The following is a 25,043-nucleotide window of genomic DNA, read 5'->3' as shown; positions in this document are numbered from 1 at the left end:
TACAGAAGTTGTTTTACATAAATGGTTGATACCTAATGGAAACTCTTCTCTGCCAAAAGGTTTGCAAAATTACTACAAATATTTGGAATAGCAAAACAATTTCAAGTTGATTGTGAGTGAAGTATTGAGGAGCAGTACTTTTTAGGTTTTTCAACACCTTAAGTCCCGCTATTCGTTGCAATCTTTTATGCCGAACACCAGCATAAAAGGATTTCCACTTCTATCGGGGCTAGATTAGAACTATATGTTTTCAAAAGACCTAACAGGTTTTTAAAACCTGTTAGGTCTAATCACATTTTAAATATCAAACCCGACAGGTTTTCAAAACCTGTCGGGTTTACTATGTTCAACTATCTTTGCAAAGTTTTACGAAACCTGCAAATTCTGGTTTTCAATCTTTACATTAAAACTAATCTCCGCTTTTAACGCCTTAAACACCTTTATTATAGTATCAATTGTTGCACTATTTGTACTGCTTTCTAGCTTAGAAATTTGGGCTTTTTTAACTCCAATCAAATTTCCTAATTGCTCCTGCGTAAGATTTCTTTCTTTTCTAGCAGTTTTTATCATTCTGCCAAGAATTTCCATATTTAGTTCATATTCATATTGATCTCTTTCAGGTGTACCAATTTTTCCGATAACTTCATCTTTCATTTCAGAAAGAGAATACGATTTCATTTCATTTTTGGCCATAATTATTATTTTATTTTACTTTCAAAATACTTTACTTTTATCCTATTTGCTCTTTCAATTTCATTTGAAGGAACTTTATCTACCTTCTTTATAAAACCATGCGTTGCAAAAACTAAAGTTTGCTTGCTATCTAATTTATCCCAAAAAGCTAAAAGTCTAATTTGATTTCCTGCATATCTAACTCTGAACTCCCAAATATCATTTTTAAGCTTCTTAAACAGCTTTGGATCTAGACTCTTTTCTGATGAATCAATGTTATAAAGAACTTTAGCACTTGCTTTTTTATCTAATTGCAATATAAAGTCGCGCGCTTCTTCTAAAAATTTTGTTTCAAAATATTTCATCAAACTTTGATATAACAAAAATACCACAAAAAGTTTCTAATTATAGAAACTTTTTGTGGTATTTTTTATTTTAATAATTTTATTCTATTCTGCCCCTAGATTATACTATCTAAGATTTCTTTTTAATGACTCAAATTCTCAATTTCCTTCGGATCATGCTTATGCTTAAACAAAACAGCAAATGCAATTGCAATAACCAAAGCATAAATAGCAAATGACAACCAGATAGTATGCCAGTCTTTCATCAAAACTGGATTTGCAAAAATACCATCAGCAGAAATTGAATTTCCTTGTTTTCTAACAAATTCTGTCATTTGTACATTTGACGCATCTGTCTGTAAAAATCCAGCTAATTCTGTTGTAGTACTAAATGACTTAGTAAAGAAACGATCAATAGCCCAGCCAGAAGTCAAACTTCCTAAAACCGCTCCTACTCCATTGGTCATCATCATAAACAATCCTTGTGCCGAAGAACGAATTTTAGAATCGGTATTACTTTCTACGAATAACGAACCAGAAATATTGAAGAAATCAAATGCCATTCCGTATACAATACAAGAAAGGATAATCATCCATAAACCTTCTACCGGATCTCCAAAAGCAAATAATCCGAAACGCAATACCCAAGCCAGCATACTAATCAGCATTACTTGCTTGATTCCAAAACGTCTCAAGAAAAACGGAATTGCCAAAATAAATAAAGTCTCAGAAACCTGAGAAATCGACATAATAATAGTCGAATATTTAATTACAAAAGAATCTGCATATTTTGGAAAATGTTTAAATTCATCCAAAAATACATCTCCATAAGCATTTGTTAACTGAAGCGCTCCTCCTAAAAACATAGAAAAAACAAAAAACAAAGCCATTTTATAATTTCCGAATAATTTAAAAGACTCTAAACCAAGAGTCTCTATCCAGGTTGCATTTTCTTTAATCAAACGCTGCGGCTCACATTTTGGTAATGTAAAAGCATAAATTCCAAGAATTAAAGCACCAACCCCAGCAATATAAAACTGATATTCCGTTGCTTTACTACCGCTTAAATTGGTAATCCACATGGCTACAATAAAACCAATTGTCCCCCAAACACGAATAGGCGGAAAATCTTTTACTATATTTTTATTGTTAAGTTTTAATGAGGTATAAGAAATAGAATTACTTAAAGCAATTGTTGGCATATAAAAGCACATTGCGACAAGCATAACTGCAATAAATGTATCTGGCGTAGTCACCTGAGCTATTACAAATAAAACAACTGCATAAAGAATATGGAGACCGCCATATAATTTTTCGGCATTTACCCATCTGTCAGCAATGATACCGGTAAGAGTAGGCATAAAAAGAGACGCAATTCCCATGGTTCCAAAAACTAGCCCAAACTGAGTTCCCTCCCAGTTTTTTGTGCCAAACCAATAATTTCCAATTGTAATAAGCCACGCTCCCCAAACAAAAAACTGAAGAAAGCTCATTACGATTAACCTGTTTTTAATTCCCATATACGAAATTGTCTTTAGTAAAAATGAAGCGGTAAAACTACCATTAAAAATAATATCTACAAAAAATTATACCGTTTTAACAACATCATTTACTAATTCTAAAACTGCTGCAAACTGTTCTTCTTTATTTAAGTAAGAATTATCAATTTCTATTGCGTCATCTGCAATCACTAAAGGAGAATCTTCGCGGTGCGTATCAATATAATCTCTTTCAACTACATTTTTCAAAACATCTTCATACGATACATTGTCGCCTTTTTGCTGCAATTCGTCAAAGCGTCTTTGTGCGCGGGTTTCTGCACTGGCAGTCATAAATATTTTAAGTTCAGCATTTGGAAAAACTACTGTTCCTATATCTCTGCCATCCATCACTATAGCCTTGTTGGTTCCCATTTCCTGTTGTTGTTCTACCAATTTAGAACGAACTTCAGAAACTTCAGCTACTTTGCTTACAAAATTAGACACTTCAATAGTTCTAATTGGTTTTTCAACATTTTCACCATTCAAATACATTTCCGCAAAACCCATATCCGAATTAAATCTAAATTCTAATTGAATATTTGGCAAAGCATCAATCAAAGCTTTTTTATCAAAAAAATCAGCTCCGATAATATTGTGCTGCATTGCAAAATAAGCAACAGCGCGATACATTGCTCCAGTATCTACATACACATATTCAAGTTCTTTTGCCAATTGTTTTGCTAAGGTGCTTTTACCTGTAGATGAAAATCCATCGATAGCGATAGTAATTTTTTTCAATTTCTTATTTTTTAATTTTATTCTCTTAATAACTGCCGAATCTCAATAGTAAATACTCATTAAAATATCCGACTCAGAACGGTCAATTATTTTGGCGATTCTTTCAAAATACCTTTTATTCACCATTGGACAGCCATAACTGTTGCAAATGTAACCATCTTTCTCTTTATATGGAACATCATAGTAATAATGAAAAACAATATCTCGTTTAAAGGCATTATTATTAGTAGAATCTAATCCGTATAATTTGTAAGCTTTTCCAAACTTTCCATTATAATGACATCCAATTGAATATCTTCCTAATGAAGTACTTAACGAATTTGGGACATTGCTAAATTGAAGCTTTCCTTTTACTCCACTTTCAGAACCAGAGCCATGAGCGACCAATCCTTTATCTATGATTTTATCCGTTTTTAAATCGTAAACAAAAAAGCGATTTTTACCCGACGGGATTTTCATATCAATAAAAAAGGCAATTTTATTATTGTATCTGGAACTTTTAGCCAGTATCTTTTTAATTTCTAATACTTGATTTTCAATCCTTTTATTATCGGCAGAGGCTAAATCATCATTCCTTTGATCCGAAATAATTATGAAGGCTATAAAAGGAACAATAATAAAAAGGCAAATAAATAGCACTTTCTTCATTATAAAGCTGTCGCTAAAAAAAAAACTTTCACTATCAAAAATCCAACGGATTTTCAACAATAAAAAGTTTTCTGTTAATTTATATATTCAAATAAAAATTCTAATTAATAATAAATATCCATCAAGATATTTGACTTAGAACCATCGATTATTTTTTCTATTCTTTTAAAGAATTGCTCATTAACCATTGGGCATCCGTGGCTATTGCTAATGTAATAATCCTGTTCTTCTAAAGGAACTGCAGAATAATGATGAAGAACAATCGCTCTTTTTAAAGCATTACTATTACTTTCTTCCAATCCCGCCAATCGATAAGCCTTTCCAAAAATACCTTTATAGGTTTTACCAATTGCATATCTTCCTAATGCGGTGCAATTTGAATTTGGCATATTACTAAATTTAAGCATTCCTTTTATTCCAGTTTCAGAACCAGAACCGTGAGCAACAAGACCTTGATCTATAACTTGGTCTTTTTCTAAATCGTAAACAAAAAAGCGATTTTTTCCAGATGGAACTTTCATATCAACCAAAAAAGCAATTTTTTGATTGTATTTATGCTCAATGTTAATCATGTTTTTTAGATTAATAATTCTGCTGTTAATTCTTTCCATTTCGATAGTAGAAATGGCATTTTCTTCTTTAAAAGAAAGTTTTGAACCCGTAAAAAAACTTAGAGTTACAAATAAAAACAAATAGAATAGCTTCATTTATCTATTGAAAATTAAGAATTAGACCAAAAAGACTTGTATTAGCTGCCAATGTATATCTAGAATACGAATAATTAAATTTTAACTTATTCATCTTTAAACCAAAACCTAAGGAAACACCTGAAAAATTGCGCTGTTCGTCTACTCTTAATTCTTCTCCTCTTCTAAAATTATATCCAACACGAAGATTGAATGCTCTTTTTGGAAAAAGCTCTACACCAAAAGTGACGTGTCTCAGTGCATTATTTACAAAAGAAACTTTCTCTGGATTCGTTGATCCGTCAATATTAGTTTCGCCTCTGTTAGGATTTGAAAAAGAAATATTCCACTGCTGTAAATTCTCCAAAGTAAGATGCCAGCGAATGGGTACGTGTTCTAATTCCTGCGAAACTCCTGCGACGATTTCAAAAGGTAAATTTTCTTTTATTCCTGAATAAGTTGTAAACTGTGTTCCTAAATTGCGAAATACTAAGGCAAAATTTAGATCATTTTTTTCATCTAAATATAAAAGTCCTAAATCAAGCGCACCACCTATAGAATTATAACTTTCAAGAGAAGAAGTTATTAGTTTAGCATTTGTTCCAATATAAAAATCAGTATAAGGTACGTTGTACGAATATCCGACTGTAAGTGCTCCTTCACTTCCTGTAAAACTTGATGTTGCTTGTCCGTTTTCATCATAACCTTCAAATGATCCGTAGTTTACGTAACTCACGCCAGCATAAAAAGTCTGCAAATGCCTGTCGTAAGTATATGCATAGGAAGCCGTTCCGTAAGACGCTTCGCCATAATAACTTCCGTAGTTCATTGCCAGATGATTGTCCATGTCGGGGTTTATAAGTGCAGGATTAGACATGGCTTGATTAACATCTTCATCATATATCGTAATAATATCTCCTCCTAACGCTGCCTGCCTTGGCGAAGTTGTTAAATTTAAAAATTGATAGGTGTAACGCCCTCCAACCTGCCCGAAAGAAGCCGAGCAAATCAGTATCATTAAAAATAAAACGATATGTTTTAACATGTTTTTGGAACGTTCCTATATGGGAATAACGTAAAGACAAAGATAAAATTATATAACAGCAAAAATAAAATTAAACTGTAAATATATTTTAATAAAAAGAAATTCCAATCTTTTAAATTCCAAATTCCAATTGATGGAGAAATTCCAATCTTTAAAAATTCCAAATTCCAACAAATGGGAAATTTGAAAAATTAAATTCCAAATTCCAATTGATGGAGAAATTTCAATCTTTATAAACTCCAAATTCCAACAAATGGAGAAATTCCAATCCCGAAGCCTCGGGATAAAATCCAAATTCCAATTGATGGAGAAATTCCAATATTTAGAAATTCCAATATTTAGAAATTCAAAATTCCAACAAATAGGGAAATTTGAAAAATTAAATTTCAAATTCCAATGAAAAAGAAGTTATGAATGAATTGAGGTCAAAAAAAAATCCAAATTTCAATCTTTAAGTAAAGTTTGGAATTTGGATTTTATCCCGAGGCTTCGGGATTGGAATTTAAATAAATATCTTATTTGAATGTTTTAGCGTTTTTTACATTTTGATCTGTCAAAGCTAAAGCTAAAACTTCGCTCATTTCTTTTACATAATGAAAAGTAAGTCCTTCTAAATATTCTGCTTTAATTTCATCGATGTCACTTTTATTTTCATGACAAAGAATAATTTCTTTAATTCCAGCTCTTTTTGCAGCTAAGATTTTTTCTTTAATACCGCCAACAGGTAAAACTTTTCCACGTAAAGTGATTTCTCCTGTCATAGCAAGACTTTTCTTTACTTTCTTTTGCGTTAATAACGACACTAAAGATGTAAGCATTGCTATACCTGCACTTGGTCCGTCTTTAGGAGTAGCTCCTTCTGGAACGTGTAAGTGGATATTATATTTTTGAAACAACTCGATTCCTAAACCTAACTTTTTAGCATTTGCTTTAATATATTCCAATGCAATAGTAGCAGATTCTTTCATTACAGTTCCAAGATTTCCTGTAATTGTCAGAGCGCCTTTTCCTTCAGAAATCAATGATTCAATAAATAAAATATCGCCGCCAACGCTTGTCCAAGCCAACCCTGTAACCACTCCGGCAACATCATTGTTTTCGTATTTATCGCGCTCTAATCTCGGAACTCCCAAAATAGCAACGATATCTTCGTCAGTAACTTTTTTATTGTATTCCTCTTCCATCGCCACAGATTTTGCAGCGTTTCTGATAACTTGAGCAATTTTAGTTTCTAAATTACGAACACCAGATTCTCTAGTATATCCTTCAACAATCTTTTCTAATTGTTTTTTACCAATAGTTAACTCTTTTGACGTTAAACCGTGCGCTTCTAATTGTTTTGGAAAAAGGTGTCTTTTGGCAATTTCAACTTTTTCTTCAATAGTATAACCAGACATTTTGATTACTTCCATTCTATCACGCAATGCTGGCTGAATCGCTGCCATATTGTTTGATGTCGCGATAAACATCACTTTAGATAAATCATATCCCATTTCTAGGAAATTATCATAAAAAGAACTGTTTTGCTCTGGATCTAAAACCTCTAATAAAGCAGAAGAAGGATCGCCGCTGTTTCCGCTCGATAATTTATCAATTTCATCTAAAATGAAGACCGGATTAGATGTTCCAGCTTTCTTCAAACTTTGAATGATTCTTCCGGGCATTGCACCAATGTAAGTTTTTCTGTGTCCGCGAATTTCCGCTTCATCACGTAAACCACCTAATGAAATACGTACATATTCACGGCCTAAAGCTTCTGCAACGGAACGACCAATTGAAGTTTTACCAACTCCTGGAGGCCCTGTTAAACATATAATTGGTGATTTCATATCATTTCGCAGTTTTAAAACTGCCAAATGCTCAATCATTCTTTTCTTAACTTCTTCAAGTCCAAAATGATCTTTATCTAAAACTTTCTGTGCAAATTTCAAATCGAATTTATCTTTCGAATATTCGCCCCAAGGCAGTTCTAAAAACAACTCTAAATAATTTCTTTGAATTCCAAAATCTGGTGACTGCGGATTCATGCGACGCATTTTAGACAATTCTTTTTCGAAATGTTTCTGCGTTTTTTCATCCCATTTTTTGGTTTTAGCTTTCAGTCCCATTTCGTCCATTTCCTCTTCCTGCGAAACGCCTCCCAATTCTTCTTGAATGGTTTTCATTTGCTGATGAAGGAAATATTCTCTTTGCTGCTGGTCTAAATCGAAACGAACTTTTGACTGAATATCGTTCTTCAATTCTAATTTTTGAAGTTCAACATTCATATAACGTAAAGTCTCTAAAGCACGTTCCTTCAATCCATTTATAGATAAAAGACCTTGTTTTTCTTTTACAGATAAATTCATGTTAGAAGAAACAAAATTGATTAAAAACGACTGGCTTTCAATGTTTTTAATTGCAAATGTAGCTTCAGAAGGAATATTTGGACTTTCTTTTATAATTTGAATCGCTAATTCTTTTACAGAATCTAAAATTGCTGTAAACTCAGAATCATTTTCTTCAGGACGCTCTTCTACAACTTCTTTGATAGTAGCTGTCATGTAAGGTTCTTCTAAAACAACTTCTTCAATTTCAAAGCGTTTTTTTCCTTGCAGAATAACTGTAACGTTTCCGTCAGGCATTTTTAGAACACGTAAAATACGAGCTACAGTTCCTATTTTATGAATATCCTCTTTTGACGGATCTTCGTCTTCTTCATTAATTTGAGATACAACTCCAATAATTTTTCCGCCGGCATTCGCATCATTAATCAATTTAATAGATTTATCTCTTCCTGCAGAAATTGGAATTACAACTCCAGGGAAAAGAACAGTATTGCGTAAAGGTAAAATTGGCAGCGAAACAGGAAGTTCTTCATTATTCATTTCCTCTTCGTCTTCCGGCGTCAATAATGGAATTAATTCTGCCTCTGAGTCAAATTCCTGAAGTGACAGATTGTCAATAGTAAGTATTTTATGGTTTGACATAATAATATATAAGTCGTTTTGTCATTAAATTTTTTAGGCTATCTGTAAAAAGAATACTGCTTAAAGAAGTTTTACCGAAAACGTGTTTCGTTTTTCAATTATAAGATAGGGCATAAAAATAGACAATCATTATGCCAAATGCAAAAGAAGTCAGTTCTAAAATAAGTTTTTGACTTTCATTTAGAAAAAACAGAACATAAAAAAAGCCGAAACTAATTTCGGCTTTTAAAATTTTATATAGTAAATATTTTAATTCAATTTATAAGATACTAATTCAGAAGACATATCATCCATAACAAATTTAATAACACCTACACCCTTAGCAATCCAATATTCCACTTCAGCTGCACCCGCAGATTGACCTTCCATTGAAGTTTCTAGTTTTAATTTAAACCTGATAACATCTGTATAAATATTACCTTTTACAGTTACGGTTGCTCCTTTTTCTACAATAGTTCCTGTATATTTTGTTGTCATTTTAATAGTTCCTATTCCTGTATAGGTTGTTTCTTGCAGATAAGTTCCTGTCCACGTTTTATTTGCCTCTAAGTAATCTTTAAAGAAAATAAATTCATATCCGCTCATTGTCCCAGAAAAACCATTAGCAATAATTTTAAATTCATCAAGTTTAACATAGTAGTCTCCATTTACCTTTTTTAAATAAGCTGACGCAGTACCCGAAACTGGACTTGACGACGTTATAAAAAGCTTATCAAATTTATAATAAGTATCTTCCTTTACTTTCTCTGAACTGATGATTTTCATACTCGTTTCAGAACCATTTTGATTTAAAACCCATTGATTTCCAACTGCTGTCGGCCAATAGTCTTCTTTTGAAGATTCAGTATCTTCACTTCCAGAATCGCTTGAACATGATGTAAATGATAATGCTGACACGAATAGCGTCATAAGCGCAAGGCTCTTTAGATTTTTCATAGTTTAATATTTGTTTTGGTTGATCAAAAATAGAAAAATGATTGAAATATTTCACATATTTTTAACAAAATAATTCTTAATTCATAAACTATATAAGTATTTAAAAATCAGCATTTTAATCACTATATTTTAAGTTTTTTATTATATTTTTAAATTATTACAGAAAAAAATAAAAATTAATTTCGCCAAAACTGTAACGAAACAAAAAAAGCAAAGTCCTTATTAAAAACCAAAAGCCACTACTTGAGTCAGAATAACCAAAATATCGAAGAATTAATTGCGCTTTGCAAAAACAACAATCAAAAAGCGCAGTTTGAAATTTACAATCGCTATTGCAAAGCGATGTATAATGTTGCATATCGCATTGTAAAAGACGAACATTTTGCACAAGACGTCATGCAGGAAGGTTTTTTAAAGGCTTTTACAAAAATTAACGACTATAAACAGGAAGTGGCTTTCGGTGCATGGTTAAAAAGAATAATCATCAATTATAGTATCGATTTTTATAAAAAGAATAATGCTTTTCAAGTAGAAGATATAAGTAAACAACTTTATAAAGTCGAAGAAAATGATGGAATAATTTCTGAAAACATTGACTTAAACAATCTAAAGGTAAAACAGGTTCTCGACACGATACTGCAGCTCAAAGACAATTACAGAATGGTGCTGACTCTGTTTTACATTGAAGGTTATGATCAAGAAGAAATCTGCGAAATTTTAAATATTACAAACGCAAACTGCAGAACAACCTTGAGCAGAGCTAAAGATAGTTTGAGAAAAAAATTAGAAGAAATATAAAATGAATTGGAATATGAAAAATGAAAAAGACAGTTTAGACAAATTATTAAGCAGATTAGAAAACCAATGGGATGTTCAAGAATTAAACTCTGATCATCAAATGGATTTTATGCAAAAATTAAATAAAAAAGAACCTAAGAAAAAATACTGGTTTGTAACAGCTATTGCCGCTTCGATTGTATTGATGCTTGGAGTCTCTATTTTCTATAAAAATGAAAAGCCAAAAGAATTCAAATTTGCTTCTAAAGAAACTAAACGAACCGATTCGATTTTTAATATCCTTATAGATAATGAACTGGTTAAATTAAAAGAGAAAAGCTCGCCGGAAAATGAACAGATTATCAATGATGCATTAAAACAAATGAAAACTTTTGATGCCGATTATCAAAAAATCATTCACGAACTGCAAAAGAACGGTGAAAACAAGCAGATTATTTACGCTATGATCAGCAACCTGCAAACGCGTATTTCTTTTTTACAAACGGTTTTACAACGAATTGAAGACAACGAAAAATTAAAAAACACATCAAATGAAGAAACATTATAACTTCCTAATCTTATTGCTTTTGATTCCTTTTTTAGGATTCTCAAATGATGACACTTATATTACTAAACAAAAAACAATTAAAAAAACATATATCGTAAACTCCAATGCAGGAATTGATATCGACAATAAATACGGAAATATCACTGTCTCTACTTGGGATGAAGACAAAATAGATCTTGATATTACTATTAAGGTAAATGGCCCTAATGAAAACTGGGTAAACGAACGTTTAAACAGCATTGATGTTGATATTACAGCTCTTAAAGGAATGGTTTCTGCTGTGACAACATTAGGAAGTTCTAACCTAAAGAGCAAAGGAAGCAATAATAGTTTTGAGATAAATTATGTTATTAAAATTCCAAAAAATGGTTCTATTAAACTGGTTAACAAATACGGAAATATTTTAGTTTCGAACGCAGAATCGTCTACCGATATAAACTGTAAATATGGAAAAGTGACTTTAGGAAAACTGAATGGAACGAATAACCAAATCGAAATCGCTTATTGTCAAAATTCAAGTATTGATTATGTGAAATCAGGAAACATCAATGCAAGATATTCTGGTCTGAAAATTAATACTTCTGGAAATATAAATCTTGAGGCCAATTATACAGATGTAAATCTTAATGAAGCTCAAAATATTAAATACAGCTGTAATTACGGTACTTTCAAATTCCAAAAAATAAATTCTCTAAGCGGATCCGGAAATTATCTAACGATAAGCATTGGTGAAATTTCAAGTAACTTTAGCTTTGATACTAATTACAGCAAAATTAATATTGACACTATGAATGAAAAAGCAGGAAACGTAACGATTAATTCAGGTTACACTGATATTTCTCTTGGTTACGCACCAAATTATGCTTTTGATTTTGATATCTCTGCGAGATATTCTAATATTAAGCATGACAATACACTAGATATTTCTGTTTCTGAAACCAAAAGCAACAGTAAAAGAATTGCTGGTTTCTACAAGAAAAAAGGTCAAAATAAGGTCAATATCAGTTCGAATTATGGAAATATTTCATTAATAAAAAATTAATTATCTAAAAATCAAAACAATGAAAAAATCAATTTTACTTTTAGTTTTAGCAGTGTTCTTAATAAACAACAATGCTAAAGCACAATGGTCATCAAACAACAAAATAAGTGGCAATGGTAAAGTCATTACCCAGACAAGAACTACTGGAGATTATGACGGAATCAAAATAGCGGGATCTTTTGACGTTGATTTAGTTGCTGGTAAAGAAGGAAAAATAACAATGAAAGGTGAAGAAAATTTGTTGGCAGCGATAAAAGTTGAAGTTGAAGGAAACGAGTTAAAAATATATGTTGAAAAAGGAACTCAAATTCGTTCAAGCATAGGAAAGAAAATTGAAGTTATTGTTCCGTTTGAAAAAATTTCGGCTCTTACTCTATCAGGATCGGGAGATATTAGAACAAAAAATCCAATTAAGAGCGATAATTTATCTGCTAAACTATCAGGATCAGGAAACTTTGATTTAGATATCGATTCAAAAAATCTTGATTTAGCTTTAAGCGGTTCTGGTGATGTTAAATTAAAAGGAAAAGCTGATTCTTTTACAAGTAAAATATCAGGTTCTGGAAATGTAAATGCTTCTAATTTAAAATCTAAAAACGTAGAAGCAAATGTTTCTGGATCTGGAAATAGCATTGTAAACTGCGAAACGAGCCTAACTGGAAGAGTTTCCGGCTCAGGAAACATTAAATATTTAGGGAATCCTGAAAAAAGAGATGTAAAAGTTTCTGGTTCAGGCAGTATCTCTAAGGGTTAATTATTCAAAAAAAAATACCACGAATTACAAAACTATCATCAATCAATAATTATCGCTATTCGTGATATGGTATTATTAAAGACGTTTCATTAATTTGAAACGTCTTTTTTATGTACTCTTCTTAAAAGAAATATTGCTGTAACAAAAAATACTCCTAAAATAACAATCGCTGCACGCGGACTTCCTGTAATCTGATCTATAATTCCGTAAACGCACATTCCAATTACAATTCCGATTTTTTCTGCAACATCATAAAAACTAAAAAATGAAGCAGTATCTTCTGTTTCTGGTAATAATTTTGAATACGTAGATCTAGACAATGCCTGAATTCCTCCCATTACAAATCCTGCAACGGTTGCCATAACATAAAAATGCATTGGTAATGTGATAAAAAACGCAAGTGCGCAAAATACAGCCCAAATAATATTAATTACAATTAATGTTGGAATATTTCCCCATTTTGCAGAAGCTCTCGAGGTTAAAACTGCACCAACAACTGCTACCAATTGGATTATTAAAATACAAACGATTAAACCAATTGTACTTTCTTCTTTTGATGACCATTGAATTTCTTGTGCTCCAAAATAAGTCGCTACAAGCATTACCGTTTGTACAGCCATACTCGAAACGAAGAAACCTCCTAAATAGCGTTTCAGCGGAATATTTTCCTGCAGTAAAGCCCAAACTTTCTTTAATTCTTTAAATCCATTAAACACAACAGATTTCGTCAGTTTTTGACCTGTTTCTTTGCTTCCTTTTGGTAAATAATAATAAGTGTATTGACTAAATAAAACCCACCAAACTCCAACCATTATGAATGAATAGCGCATTGCTTTCATTGCAGCTTCGCCATCTGTACCTGAAATTCCAAAAAGCTTTGGTTTCATTATCATCGCTAAATTGACAATCAGTAAAATCACACTTCCAACATATCCTAACGAATATCCTTTAGCGCTAATTCTGTCTTGCTGCTCTTCAAAAGCGATATCTGGAAGATAGGAATTATAGAAAACTAGACTTCCCCAGTATCCTAATAATCCTAGGAAATAAAATGCTAATCCGATATAAATATTTTCGAGGTCAAACCAATACAATCCCATGCAAGATAATGCTCCTAAATAACAGAAAAATTTCATGAAGGATTTTTTATTTCCCACATAATCCGCAATTCCAGAAAGTAATGGAGAAATAAAAGAAACTACCAAAAATGCAAAAGCGGTAATAAAACTGATTAATGCTGAATTTTTTAAATGAAGTCCGAAAACATCTATATAATGATCTCTGTCACTAAATAAAGCTTCGTAAAAAATTGGAAAGACCGCAGATGCAATCGTCAATGTATAAACCGAATTTGCCCAATCATAAAATGCCCAGGCATTCAAAAGCTTCTTATCTCCTTTTTGTAGGTTTTTCATAGAAATGATTTTGTTAATACGCTACGAATTTATCCAATTTTTATTATAATCAAATAGAATTTTTTCAATTCATGCATTATTAAATTATCAACTTTACTAAAAAGAAAAAAGCTACTCAAAAATGAATAGCTTTTAGAAATTATATGATAAATAATTTCATGTTATTTTATAGTTCCAACTTTAAGTGCCGTTGCTCTTGCTTCTGGAATTAAAGATTTTATATTAGCAATTCTCGTAGCATCAGAAGGGTGTGTACTCATAAATTCTGGAGTTCCAGCTCCTCCTGATTTTGAAGACATTCTAGTCCAGAATGCAATAGCATCATCTGGATTGTAACCCGCAATTGCCATTAATGTTAAACCAATTTTATCGGCTTCACTTTCATTGCTTCGGCTAAATGGCAGCATAACTCCCACCTCTGAACCAAGTCCGTAAGCCTGCGAAAATATTTGTCTGGTAGATTCAGATTTACCACTAGTAGCTGCATCTAATGCAACACCACCTATTTGCTGTAACTGAGCTGCCGACATTCTTTGTGCACCGTGGTTTGCAAGCGCGTGCGAAACTTCGTGTCCCATTACAGTTGCTAAACCAGCTTCGTTTTGCGTAATTGGTAAAATTCCAGAATACACTACAATTTTTCCTCCAGGCATACACCAAGCATTAACCTCTTTATTATCAACAAGTTTATATTCCCATCGATAATCTTTTAAGTATTGCGATTGTCCCAAATAAGTTAAATATTTTTCGGCCGCTAATTTAATTTTATATCCAACTGTCTCTACCAGTTTTGCATCTGAAGTCCCTGTAATAACTTTATTTTCAGATAAGAACTGGCTGTATTGTTGAAAAGAAGAAGGAAATAATTCACTATTAGAAACAAAATTTAAATTTTGCTTTCCTGTAATTGGATTTGTTGCACATGCTATTACAAGTGCACCTAAAACTCCTAAGAATAAATATTTTTTCATAATTCAAGCTATTTTAAATCAAAAATACAACTATTATAAATCAATATTTTACACAATAAGCCAAAAAAATATCAGAATTATTATTATTCTCCAATGATATGAAGCTCATTAAACTCTTTATCAATTAGTAAGAAATTATTTTGCTCAAAATTTATTTTATCAAACTCAATTTTTTCATTGTCAATTTCAATTTCAGAAACTTTAAATGGAAGTCCAATTAAATTAATTTTGTATTTACTGTATGGTGTCTCATATTTTCCATCTTTATGAAGCTGAATTATAAGTTCTTTTTCTTTACCAATACTTCTGAAAGATAAAAAGCTGTAACGCCCTTTTTTATAATCATAACCGTCCTGCGCATCTTCATACACAACAGAATTTTCTTTTCCGTTTTTAAAGTAAATATCGAGCGTCAATTCATCAAATTCAAGTTCTCCAACATATTGCTGCACCGGATATTTTGGAATAATAGCTCCTGCTTTTACAAAAACTGGAATCTCGTCAAATTTGGTATCAATCCAGATTTCTTTACCTCCAGTAAAAAGTTCATTTGTCCAATAGTTATACCACTCACCTCTTGGAATATACATACGGCGACCTACAGCATTAGGTTCAAGAATTGGACACACTAAAATTTGATTTCCAAAAATAAATTCGTCATTGCGATAATGTGTCTGAGTATCGTCTTGATCGTAATAAACTAATGGTTTCAACATTGGAAGCCCTTCTTCAATATACTGCCAAAACATGGTGTATAAATAAGGTAATAATTGGTAACGAAGACTGACAAATTTTCGAGTTATATTGATAACTTCTTCATCAAAAGCCCAAGGTTCCTGATTTCCATGATCTCCAGAAGAATGCGTTCTACAAAACGGATGAAAAACTCCAAGCTGGATCCAGCGTGCGTATAACTCGCCGGTTGGCTGTTCTGCAAATCCTCCAATATCAGAACCTGTAAATCCCATTCCTGAAATTGACATTCTTTGAACTTGAATATTCGCAAGCCATAAATGTTCCCAAGTCGCAACATTATCTCCCGTCCAAGAAGACGTATAACGCTGTGCTCCAGAATATGCCGATCTAGTAATTACGAATGGTCGTTTTGGATAAACAAATCGTTTTACTCCGTGATAAGTTGCCCTAGCCATTTGCGTTCCGTAAATATTATGGGCTTTTCTATGACTGCATGGATTTCCATCATAAAAATGACGTACATCCATTGGGAAAGTTTTATTTGGAACCTCCATAACGGCAGGTTCATTCATATCATTCCAAACACCTTTTACTCCAATATCTGCAATTAATTCTTTAAATAATCCTGCCCACCATTCTCTAACTGCGGGATTTGTATAATCTGGAAAATTACATTCCCCTGGCCAGACTTTCCCTTTCATATAAGGTCCATCAGCTCTTTTGCAGAAATAATCTTTTTCTAAAGCTTCTTTATAAACCCAATAATCTTTATCGATTTTAATTCCTGGATCTATAATAACAACGGTTTTAAAACCGTCTTCGGCTAATTCAGCTACCATTTTTTTAGGATCTGGGAAATAATTTTTATTCCATGTAAAACATCGAAATCCCTCCATATAATCAATATCCAGATAAATGGCGTCACACGGAATTTTAAGTTCTCTAAATTTTGAAGTAATTTCTTTTACTTTACTTTCAGGATAATAACTCCATTTACATTGGTGATATCCTAAAACCCAAAGCGGCGGTAATTCTGGTTTTCCAGTCAAATCGGTATAAGTCGTAACTACGTCCTGCATTTGCGGACCGTAAATGAAATAATAATTCATTTCGCCGCCTTCTGCCCAAAAACTGGTTACATTTCTTCTTTCCTGACAAAAATCAAAGAAAGTCCTGAATGTATTATCAAAGAAAATACCGTATGATTGTTTATTATGTAAACCAATATAAAACGGAACAACTTTATACAGCGGATCTTGATCTTTTTGATAAGCATATTGATCTGTCGCAAAATTTTCAACTCTTTTACCTTTCAGGTTCATTTGAGTTGCTTTATCTCCAAGTCCATAATAACATTCCCCATCTTTAGAAAACTTACTCATTTTTACGATATTTCCACCGTATTCATAGCTTTCCTCCCAATGAAAACCAAGTTCATCTTCCACAATTAAAAAATTATTTAAATCGTAGACAGAAAGACGAAGATCTGCTTTTTGAATCTTGCACACTACTTTACTGGTCCTGATCTCGAGGTGCGTTTCCTCTTCTGTAAGTTCAAGGAAATTGTAACCATGGAGTTGTGTTTTATCTATCGCATAGGAAAAGTCATTACTGAAATAACCTTTTGTAGTAAAGCGAAATCGAATCAAACTATCTCTAAGAATAGTTACTTTTAAGATTACTTTATTATCCGTATTAAAAAAAATCGAATCTCCTTCTTGCTCGTACGAAACAATTTTTGACGGATATAAATCTCCCTTGTATTCTAATGATGTGTTTGTAATCATATCGCAAATGAATTAATTATAAAACGCTAATCTCTATTCCAAACATACAAAAAAAGTTAGTAAAGGGCTATGAATAAAAGGTTTATTCACGAAAACGTTTTTTCTGATTGAGAATTGAATTAAAGCCCAAAAAATCGAAATATCGATAATTTAAGCACTATAAAATAATAAAATTGTACTTCGAAAAATGAATGTAAGATTTTTTTAAACGAAAGAATATACGGTCACACTTAAAGGCGGTAAAATTAATTCAACAGAAAAATTCCTGCCATCATATGGGATGGATTCTATTTTTAGCGATTTTCCATTCCCTATTCCACTTCCTTGATAGATCAAAGCATCGCTATTAAATATCTCTTCTAATTTTCCTTTCTGCGGAATTCCAATTCTATAATTTTCCCTAACTACTTGGGTGAAATTGCAAACTACAATTAGATTTTCTTCTGAATTATTTCCTTTTCGGATATAAGATAAAACCGCATTTTGATGATCTGAATAATTAATCCATTCGAAACCTTCGCCTGTAAATTGTTTTTCGTAAAGTGCTGGACGTGTTTTATATAACTGATTTAAATCTGTTATTAATTGTTTTATTCCCGAATGAAAATCATACTGTAATAAGTGCCAGTCTAAACTTTGTTCAAAATTCCATTCGCCTGTTTGGCCAAATTCGGAACCCATAAATAATAATTTGGTTCCAGGATGCGTGAACATATATCCGTATAATAATCTCAAATTGGCAAATCGCTGCCATTCGTCGCCGGGCATCTTATAGATAAGAGATTTTTTACCATAAACAACTTCATCATGAGAAAACGGAAGCATGAAATTTTCGGTAAAAGCATAAGTCATCGAAAACGTCAAATCGTTTTGATGGTATTTGCGATAAACTGTTTCTTTTTGGAAGTATTTTAAAGTATCGTGCATCCAGCCCATCATCCATTTCATTCCAAAACCTAAACCACCCGTAAAAGTTGGTCTCGAAACCATCGGAAAAGAAGTACTTTCCTCGGCAATAGTTTGAACTCCATCAAAATTAGCATAGATTACTTCATTAAATTCTTTAAGAAAACTAATGCTGTCCAAATTTTCTCTTCCACCAAAAATATTAGCTTCCCACTCGCCTTCTTCTCTTGAATAATCTAAATATAACATAGAAGCAACAGCATCAACTCTTAATCCATCGACGTGATAATTCTGAAGCCAAAATACAGCGTTACTGATTAAAAATGCACGAACTTCATTTCTGCCATAATTAAAAATCAAACTCTTCCAATCAGGATGATATCCTTTCCTGCGATCCGGATGTTCGTACAAATGTGAACCGTCAAAATAACCTAAACCATGTGAGTCGTCAGGAAAATGTGATGGAACCCAGTCTAGAATTACGCCAATTCCTTCCTGATGCAATCGATCAACCAAAACCATAAAATCCTGTGGTTTTCCAAAACGCGAAGTGGGCGCAAAATATCCTGTCAACTGATATCCCCAAGAAGGATCATAAGGATATTCCATAATTGGCATGAACTCTACATGCGTAAAACCAGTTTCTTTTACATATTGAACCAAATCATCTGCCAGTTCTAAATAACTTAAAAATCTGTTATGTTCCGCTCTTTTCCAAGATCCTAAATGAACTTCGTAAACAGAATAAGGTTTATCTAAAGCATTATTCTGCTGCCGATTCTGCATCCAGCTTTCGTCTTTCCATTTATAATCTAAATCCCAAACTACCGAAGCAGTGTGAGGTGGTTTTTCACAGTATAAAGCAAAGGGATCTGCTTTCTCTGTTACGATTCCGTTTATATGAGATTGAATTTTATATTTATAAAGTGCTCCTTTCGAAACATCTGGAATAAATCCTTCCCAAATTCCCGAAGAATCCCAACGGACATTTAAGAGATGTTCGCTTCCTGACCAATAATTAAAATCGCCTACAACAGAAACTGAATGTGCTGTCGGTGCCCAAACGGCAAAGTAAACACCTTTAACTCCATTAACTTCAATTAAATGCGCTCCTAATTTTTCATATAATTTGAAGTGTTTTCCGGCTTTGAATAAATCAATATCAAAATCAGTAAATAGAGAATATGTGATTACTTTAGTCATATTTGGTTTTTAAGGCAATAATTTATTTATTTTTTGGAATTTGGAATTTGGAATTTGGAATTTTTCTATTGTTTTTTCTTTTATTCTATTCTAAAGTTATCTGATAAAGTTACTCCTTTTTTTATCACAACAATTCCATCCTTAATACTGTACAATTCATTGGTAAAATTATCCAGATGCTTTCCGCCGTTAATGTGAACATTATTTCCAATTCGTACATTCTTGTCTATCAATGCATTGTTGATAAAGCAATTTTCACCAATACCAACATGAATTTTATTAATTCCGCTTTCATAATTTAATTCATCAAGATCCTGATAGAAATCATTCCCCATCACATAGCAATTTTCAAGTACCGTTCCTACACCAATTCTGGAACGAATACCAATTACAGAGCTTTTTATTTCTTTGGCGTTAATAATACATCCTTCAGAAATTAAGGATTGATTGATAATTGAATTTCTAAATTTAGAAGGCGGTAATAATCTTGGTCTGGTAAAAATTTTATTCTCATTATCAAATAAATTAAACTCGGGAATATCAGCTGTTAAACCAATATTAGCTTCAAAAAACGATTCAATATTTCCAATATCCGTCCAATAACCCTCGTATTGATAACTTAATATTTTATGTTTTCCAACGGCCTGTGGAATAATTTCTTTACCAAAATCTTTTGTATCCTGATCTCCCATCAACTCGACTAACAATGGTTTATTAAAAATATAAATCCCCATTGAAGCAAGATATTTTTTACCTTTTTCCTGCATATGTTCGCTCACTTCAGATTCCCATTCTGGCAGTAACGATGCATGTGGCTTTTCAATAAAAGCATGAATATTATTTTCGTGGTCGGTTTTAAGAATTCCGAATTCTGGTGCATCTTTAGCATTTACAGGTAAAGTTGCAATAGAAATTTCTGCATCGGCTGCTATGTGCGCTTCAAGCATTTCATTAAAATCCATTTGGTACAACTGATCTCCCGATAAAATTAAAGCATGATCAAAATCGTGTTTTAAGAAATGTGACATACATTGTCTAACAGCATCTGCCGTTCCTTGAAACCAAGTCGGATTATCTGGAGTTTGTTCTGCAGCTAAAATATCAACAAAGGATTGGCTGAAAATACTAAAATTAAAAGTGTTTTTAATATGCGCATTTAAAGATGCAGAGTTAAATTGTGTCAAAACAAATATTTTAAAAATATCCGAATTGATACAATTAGAAATTGGAATATCTACTAAACGGTATTTTCCTCCAATTGGTACAGCTGGTTTTGATCTCGTTTCTGTTAATGGAAACAAACGTGATCCCTGTCCTCCTCCTAAAATAATAGCAACTACATTTTTCTTTTTAAATTTCATTTTTCTCAATTATTAGGTTGTATATCTCTATATATTCTTGGCAAACACTTTCCCAGGAATGGTCAGCAGTCATTCCTCTTTTTAAAACTTTATTGAAATTTATTTTGTCATCGTGTAATTTGACAGCACGATTTATGGAATAACAAATATCTCCAACCGAAGCCTGATCATGGCAGACTCCATTTCCTTCATCTCCAAAATCGGTAACAGTATCTCTAAGACCTCCAGTTCTCCTAACAATCGGAATAGTTCCATACCGCATGGCATACATCTGATTTAATCCGCAGGGTTCTACTCTGGAAGGCATTAAAATATAATCTGAACCTGCATAAATCAAATGCGCTAATTCTTCATTATAGCCAATAAAAACGTTGTAATTTCCTTTGTAATCATTACGCAATTGAGTTAATTGCGACTCAATTTCCGAATTTCCGGAACCCAGAATTAAAATATTTATATTCTCAAAATTTTCAGATAATGCTAAAGCAGAAGCTTGAGGCAATAAATCCCCGCCTTTTTCTTCAAACAGCCTCCCGATAAAACTAAACAAAGGCTTTGAAGGATCTAAATCAAACTGCTCGCATAATTTCGCCTTATTTCTTTGTTTTCCAATTTCGAAATTGTCAATCGAATAATTTTCAGCGATCATTGGATCGTTTAACGGATTCCAAACTTCAATATCAATTCCGTTTAAAATTCCTTTTGATTTGTTTCGGACAGAATGAAACAAAGATTCCAGTCCATTTGCGTAATAATTAATTTCATCTAAATAACTCGGAGAAACCGTTGTAACTGCTTGAGCGCATTTTACGGCAACAGCCAAAGAATTAATAGAATTATTCCATTCTAAGAAACCAATGTGTTTTAAATCAAATTCTGGGAGATAATGTAATTTATCAAAACCAAACCAGCCTTGATACAAACCATTGTGAATTGTTATAACCGATTTTACATCTTTTAGAGTATCATATTTATAGGCAAACTGTGTCAAAAACGGAATTAATCCAGTATGATGATCGTGGCAATTAATAATTTCTGGAACATTATCACGAGCTATAATCCAATCTAAAGCTGCAATTTGAAAAGATAAAAATCGCTCGATATCATCTTCATAACCATACACATTTGGACGGTTAAATAATTCATTGATTTCTATTAAATACAATTCGTATCCTAGTTTGTCTGTTGTTTCTTTCAAAACACTAAATGGAAAATCAAAATTTCCTAATTTAACCGTTCCCCAATGAACACAATCAAAAATGTTTTCCTTTTTAAATTTTGTATCATAAGCTGGAATGACAACCCTAACCTCATGTCCAGCATTGTTTTGGTATTTTGGTAAAGCGCCAACTACATCCGCCAAGCCGCCAACCTTTGCCATTGGATAACATTCTGCACTAATATGAAATATTTCCATTAAGAAATTAATTTGCGATTATTTTTTACGAGAGATTTTTTTAAATGGTATTTTTATGTTTTCTAAATTTAGCAAAAAATAAGCAAAGTTCTGCTCTCAAATAAGTTTTATTGAAATGGCAAAAAAGGCAATCAATCCCACTAAATCATTAAAAATTCCTCAGATAATTAAACTATCTGCCAAAATTTGCGCTTTAATATCTAAAAAATTGGTTACCCAATTTACTGCCAGGATATTTACTACGCCAATAAAGCACAAAATTCCAAAACGTGAATTTGAAATGGATCAGAAAAGCATGCAGAAAAAGATATACGTTCCTGCAATTGATAAAACTATCGTTACCTACGAATATGGCATTAGTCGGCGTAGAATATTATTGGTTCATGGCTGGTCAGGGCGTGGCACACAATTATTTAAAATAGCTGATGAACTTTTAGTAAACGGATATTCAACTGTAAGTTTTGATGCGCCAGCACATGGAAAATCTGAAGGAAAAACAACTATAATGTCTGAATTTATAGCTTCAATACTCGAAATTGAAAAACAACTTGGTCCTTTTGAAATAGCAATTGGACATTCTTTAGGAGGAATGTCTGTTTTAAATGCAATTAAAGATGGCCTAAATGTAAAATAAAGCTATTATAATTGGAAGTGGTGATATTGTACAAGATATCTTAGATGAATTTATTATTAAATTAGGTTTAAATAAAGAAATGAGTACGAATCTAAAAGACCTTTTTGAAGAAAAACATCAATTAAAAATGGATGATTTTTCAGCATACAGAGCAGCACAAAAAATTAAAACACCAATTTTAGTCATACATGATAATGACGATCCAGAAGTTCCTGTAAAAGCTGGAATTCATATTCATCAAAATCTCGAAAATGGAAGCTTATTTATAACTGATGGCTTAGGTCATCGTAAAATACTTGGAAATCAAAATGTTATCAAAAGGATATTAGAATTCATTAAAATCAATTAACTTTATATAACTAACTGCATATCAACAAAAAAGAAAATAATAATGGATTTATTTGGCGAAACAGAAAATTGGGAAACTAAACTAAAACCCATTTTAAAAAAGTACAAAGGAAAAAAGCATCCTTTGGATTATCATAATATATATCAATTATTGGTAATGGTTGTTCTCTCTGCTCAAGATTCTGATGCCAATATTAATACTATTTCACCAGCTTTATTTGACAAATATCCCACGTTAAATAGTCTGTCAAAAACTGATCTAGATACTTTTTTACCATATATTAGCAAAGTACGAAATCATGGTACTAAAGCAAATTGGCTTTTGGAAATTGCTAAAACAATTAAAAATGACAAAGATATTCCATTAACAATGGCAGGATTAACTGCTTTAAAAGGTGTTGGAAGAAAATCAGCCAATGTAATTCTAAGAGAAAGTCATAAACCCGCAGAAGGAATTATTGCAGATTTACATGTAATTAGAGTTGCACCCCGAATTGGAATAGTAAAAGAAAACAAAGACGGAAACAAAATTGAAAAAGATTTAATGCAGGTTTTACCAAAAAATATCTGGTCAGAAATAGGAATGGCAATATCTTTTTTAGGCCGAGAAATATGCAGACCAAAACCTAAATGTGAAGAGTGTCTTTTAACTGATATCTGCCTGTATTACAACACAGTAATTCTCAAAAACTAAACTATTTTCTTCGAGTATCAATCAGATAAATAATTTCACAGGAATTATTTTCTTTGAATAACGTACTAATGCTTCAGCAGAATCTTTCAATGCAAAAGTAAAAGCTTTTAGATCGCAATTTAGAGGAGTCAGGAAAATAGATTTCTTCTTATTCAGATTATCTAATCTTTTTGCTTAATCCCCAACTTTTGCACCTGATCCGTTTAAGTCTTTCGGTACAATCTCTCGTACAATTATAAATCACTATCACACGATATTGAATTATTTTGACAACAGAAGCACCAATGCGTCTGCAGAATCTTTCAATGCTAAAATAAAAGCTTTTAGATCCAAATTCAGAGGTGTTAGAAATGTAGAATTCTTCCTTTTTAGACTAACCAATATTTATGATTAATTTTTGCTGCTCCACAGATTTTCGTGTTGATCCAACTTTTGCACCTGATCCATAGTTCTTGATCCTATAAAATTTTAGTATAGAACAATCTTTGCATTTATTCCAAAAAAAACTTCAATTAGCAAAGCCAATTGAAGTTTTTTAGTACTCAGAGCGGGACTTGAACCCGCACGAACATTGCTGTTCACTGGATTTTAAGTCCAGCGTGTCTACCAATTTCACCATCCGAGCATTATGTGGTACCTCCAGGGATCGAACCAGGGACACATGGATTTTCAGTCCATTGCTCTACCATCTGAGCTAAGGTACCTTATATTTACATAAATTATGCAAATAAAGAATAAAAAATCCTACTTCTTACAAAGTAGGATTTTTCAAAGAAAGGCGACGACATACTCTCCCACATAACTGCAGTACCATCTGCGCAGGCGGGCTTAACTACTCTGTTCGGGATGGGAAGAGGTGAGCCCCGCCGCAATAACCACCTTAAGGTTTTT

The 25,043-nt window shown here is 32.3% G+C and carries 20 protein-coding genes, 2 tRNA genes, 1 rRNA gene and 2 pseudogenes; 7 read left to right on the top strand and 18 right to left on the bottom strand.

Translation table 11 applies throughout. From position 1 onward, the window contains the following. Nucleotides 1-366: 366 nt before the first annotated feature. The 9 genes from BSF42_RS00135 to BSF42_RS00090 form a co-directional block, all read right to left on the bottom strand. The gene (locus BSF42_RS00135; RefSeq protein ID WP_095951099.1) at nt 367-693 is read right to left on the bottom strand and encodes a helix-turn-helix domain-containing protein; all 327 of its coding nucleotides are present in this window, start codon (nt 691-693) and stop codon (nt 367-369) included. A gap of 5 nt (nt 694-698) precedes the next feature. After that, complete coding sequence (locus BSF42_RS00130; RefSeq protein WP_095951098.1) at nt 699-1,037, bottom strand: type II toxin-antitoxin system RelE/ParE family toxin; 339 nt, start codon at nt 1,035-1,037, stop codon at nt 699-701. A 122-nt stretch (nt 1,038-1,159) separates the two neighbouring features. Beyond that, entirely contained in the window at nt 1,160-2,536 is a 1,377-nt protein-coding gene (locus BSF42_RS00125; protein WP_095951097.1) for a nucleoside permease, read from the bottom strand. A gap of 66 nt (nt 2,537-2,602) precedes the next feature. After that, on the bottom strand, nt 2,603-3,295 hold the full coding sequence (gene cmk, locus BSF42_RS00120; protein ID WP_095951096.1) for a (d)CMP kinase: 693 nt from the start codon (nt 3,293-3,295) through the stop codon (nt 2,603-2,605). Between the two features lie 42 nt (nt 3,296-3,337). Then, nucleotides 3,338-3,943, bottom strand: coding sequence for a murein L,D-transpeptidase catalytic domain-containing protein (locus BSF42_RS00115; protein ID WP_095951625.1), 606 nt, complete (start codon nt 3,941-3,943; stop codon nt 3,338-3,340). Between the two features lie 104 nt (nt 3,944-4,047). Further along, complete coding sequence (locus BSF42_RS00110) at nt 4,048-4,650, bottom strand: murein L,D-transpeptidase catalytic domain-containing protein (protein WP_095951095.1); 603 nt, start codon at nt 4,648-4,650, stop codon at nt 4,048-4,050. 4 nt (nt 4,651-4,654) lie between these two features. Then, entirely contained in the window at nt 4,655-5,674 is a 1,020-nt protein-coding gene (gene porQ / locus BSF42_RS00105; RefSeq protein ID WP_095951094.1) for a type IX secretion system protein PorQ, read from the bottom strand. Between the two features lie 515 nt (nt 5,675-6,189). Next, nucleotides 6,190-8,643, bottom strand: a complete 2,454-nt coding sequence (lon, locus tag BSF42_RS00095) for an endopeptidase La (RefSeq protein ID WP_095951092.1) — start codon at nt 8,641-8,643, stop codon at nt 6,190-6,192. Between the two features lie 249 nt (nt 8,644-8,892). Then, nucleotides 8,893-9,579, bottom strand: coding sequence for a hypothetical protein (locus BSF42_RS00090; RefSeq protein ID WP_095951091.1), 687 nt, complete (start codon nt 9,577-9,579; stop codon nt 8,893-8,895). A gap of 243 nt (nt 9,580-9,822) precedes the next feature. Between BSF42_RS00090 and BSF42_RS00085 the strand changes: the two genes are divergently transcribed. Genes BSF42_RS00085 through BSF42_RS00070 form a run of 4 tightly spaced genes read left to right on the top strand, consistent with a single transcriptional unit; the run spans nt 9,823 to nt 12,720 of the window. Next, nucleotides 9,823-10,377: an RNA polymerase sigma factor gene (locus tag BSF42_RS00085; RefSeq protein ID WP_095951090.1), complete on the top strand. Its 555-nt coding sequence runs from the start codon at nt 9,823-9,825 to the stop codon at nt 10,375-10,377. Between the two features lie 13 nt (nt 10,378-10,390). Beyond that, the gene (locus BSF42_RS00080) at nt 10,391-10,924 is read left to right on the top strand and encodes an anti-sigma factor (protein WP_095951624.1); all 534 of its coding nucleotides are present in this window, start codon (nt 10,391-10,393) and stop codon (nt 10,922-10,924) included. Beyond that, nucleotides 10,908-11,966, top strand: coding sequence for a hypothetical protein (locus BSF42_RS00075; protein WP_095951089.1), 1,059 nt, complete (start codon nt 10,908-10,910; stop codon nt 11,964-11,966). The genes BSF42_RS00080 and BSF42_RS00075 overlap by 17 nt, the downstream gene beginning before the upstream one ends. A gap of 19 nt (nt 11,967-11,985) precedes the next feature. Then, nucleotides 11,986-12,720: a head GIN domain-containing protein gene (locus BSF42_RS00070; RefSeq protein WP_095951088.1), complete on the top strand. Its 735-nt coding sequence runs from the start codon at nt 11,986-11,988 to the stop codon at nt 12,718-12,720. A gap of 89 nt (nt 12,721-12,809) precedes the next feature. Here the strand turns inward: BSF42_RS00070 and BSF42_RS00065 are convergent, their stop codons facing one another. The 6 genes from BSF42_RS00065 to BSF42_RS00040 form a co-directional block, all read right to left on the bottom strand. After that, nucleotides 12,810-14,135, bottom strand: coding sequence for an MFS transporter (locus tag BSF42_RS00065; RefSeq protein ID WP_095951087.1), 1,326 nt, complete (start codon nt 14,133-14,135; stop codon nt 12,810-12,812). A 161-nt stretch (nt 14,136-14,296) separates the two neighbouring features. Further along, entirely contained in the window at nt 14,297-15,106 is an 810-nt protein-coding gene (locus BSF42_RS00060; protein ID WP_095951086.1) for a M48 family metallopeptidase, read from the bottom strand. An 83-nt stretch (nt 15,107-15,189) separates the two neighbouring features. Next, nucleotides 15,190-17,589: a glycoside hydrolase family 31 protein gene (locus BSF42_RS00055; RefSeq protein ID WP_095951085.1), complete on the bottom strand. Its 2,400-nt coding sequence runs from the start codon at nt 17,587-17,589 to the stop codon at nt 15,190-15,192. A gap of 204 nt (nt 17,590-17,793) precedes the next feature. Further along, entirely contained in the window at nt 17,794-19,698 is a 1,905-nt protein-coding gene (gene glgB, locus BSF42_RS00050) for a 1,4-alpha-glucan branching protein GlgB (protein ID WP_095951084.1), read from the bottom strand. 80 nt (nt 19,699-19,778) lie between these two features. Further along, entirely contained in the window at nt 19,779-21,059 is a 1,281-nt protein-coding gene (locus BSF42_RS00045; protein WP_095951623.1) for a glucose-1-phosphate adenylyltransferase, read from the bottom strand. After that, nucleotides 21,049-22,476 (bottom strand): glycogen synthase, encoded by a 1,428-nt coding sequence (locus BSF42_RS00040; RefSeq protein WP_095951083.1) that lies wholly within the window; start codon nt 22,474-22,476, stop codon nt 21,049-21,051. Before BSF42_RS00040 ends, BSF42_RS00045 begins: the two co-directional genes overlap by 11 nt. Before the next feature lie 115 nt (nt 22,477-22,591). On the opposite strand from BSF42_RS00040, the pseudogene BSF42_RS00035 reads away from it, so the two are divergent. The 3 genes and pseudogenes from BSF42_RS00035 to BSF42_RS00020 all read left to right on the top strand — a co-directional run. Next, a pseudogene (locus BSF42_RS00035) lies at nt 22,592-23,459 on the top strand (alpha/beta fold hydrolase). A gap of 42 nt (nt 23,460-23,501) precedes the next feature. Next, nucleotides 23,502-24,152 (top strand): endonuclease III, encoded by a 651-nt coding sequence (gene nth / locus BSF42_RS00030; RefSeq protein ID WP_095951082.1) that lies wholly within the window; start codon nt 23,502-23,504, stop codon nt 24,150-24,152. 214 nt (nt 24,153-24,366) lie between these two features. Then, a pseudogene (locus BSF42_RS00020) lies at nt 24,367-24,546 on the top strand (transposase); the annotation flags it as partial. 145 nt (nt 24,547-24,691) lie between these two features. On the opposite strand, the gene BSF42_RS00015 reads toward BSF42_RS00020, so the two are convergent. The 3 genes from BSF42_RS00015 to rrf form a co-directional block, all read right to left on the bottom strand. Then, nucleotides 24,692-24,777: transfer RNA gene (locus tag BSF42_RS00015), tRNA-Leu, on the bottom strand. Between the two features lie 6 nt (nt 24,778-24,783). Further along, a tRNA-Phe gene (locus BSF42_RS00010) sits at nt 24,784-24,856 on the bottom strand. Nucleotides 24,857-24,925: 69 nt separating this feature from the next. Next, nucleotides 24,926-25,035 (bottom strand): 5S ribosomal RNA (gene rrf, locus BSF42_RS00005). Nucleotides 25,036-25,043: the final 8 nt, after the last annotated feature.

This window comes from Flavobacterium sp. ACN6 (genome assembly GCF_002304005.1).
Taxonomy (GTDB): domain Bacteria; phylum Bacteroidota; class Bacteroidia; order Flavobacteriales; family Flavobacteriaceae; genus Flavobacterium.
Note: the sequence above shows the minus strand (reverse complement) of the source record. Positions and strands in the feature narration are given on the sequence as shown.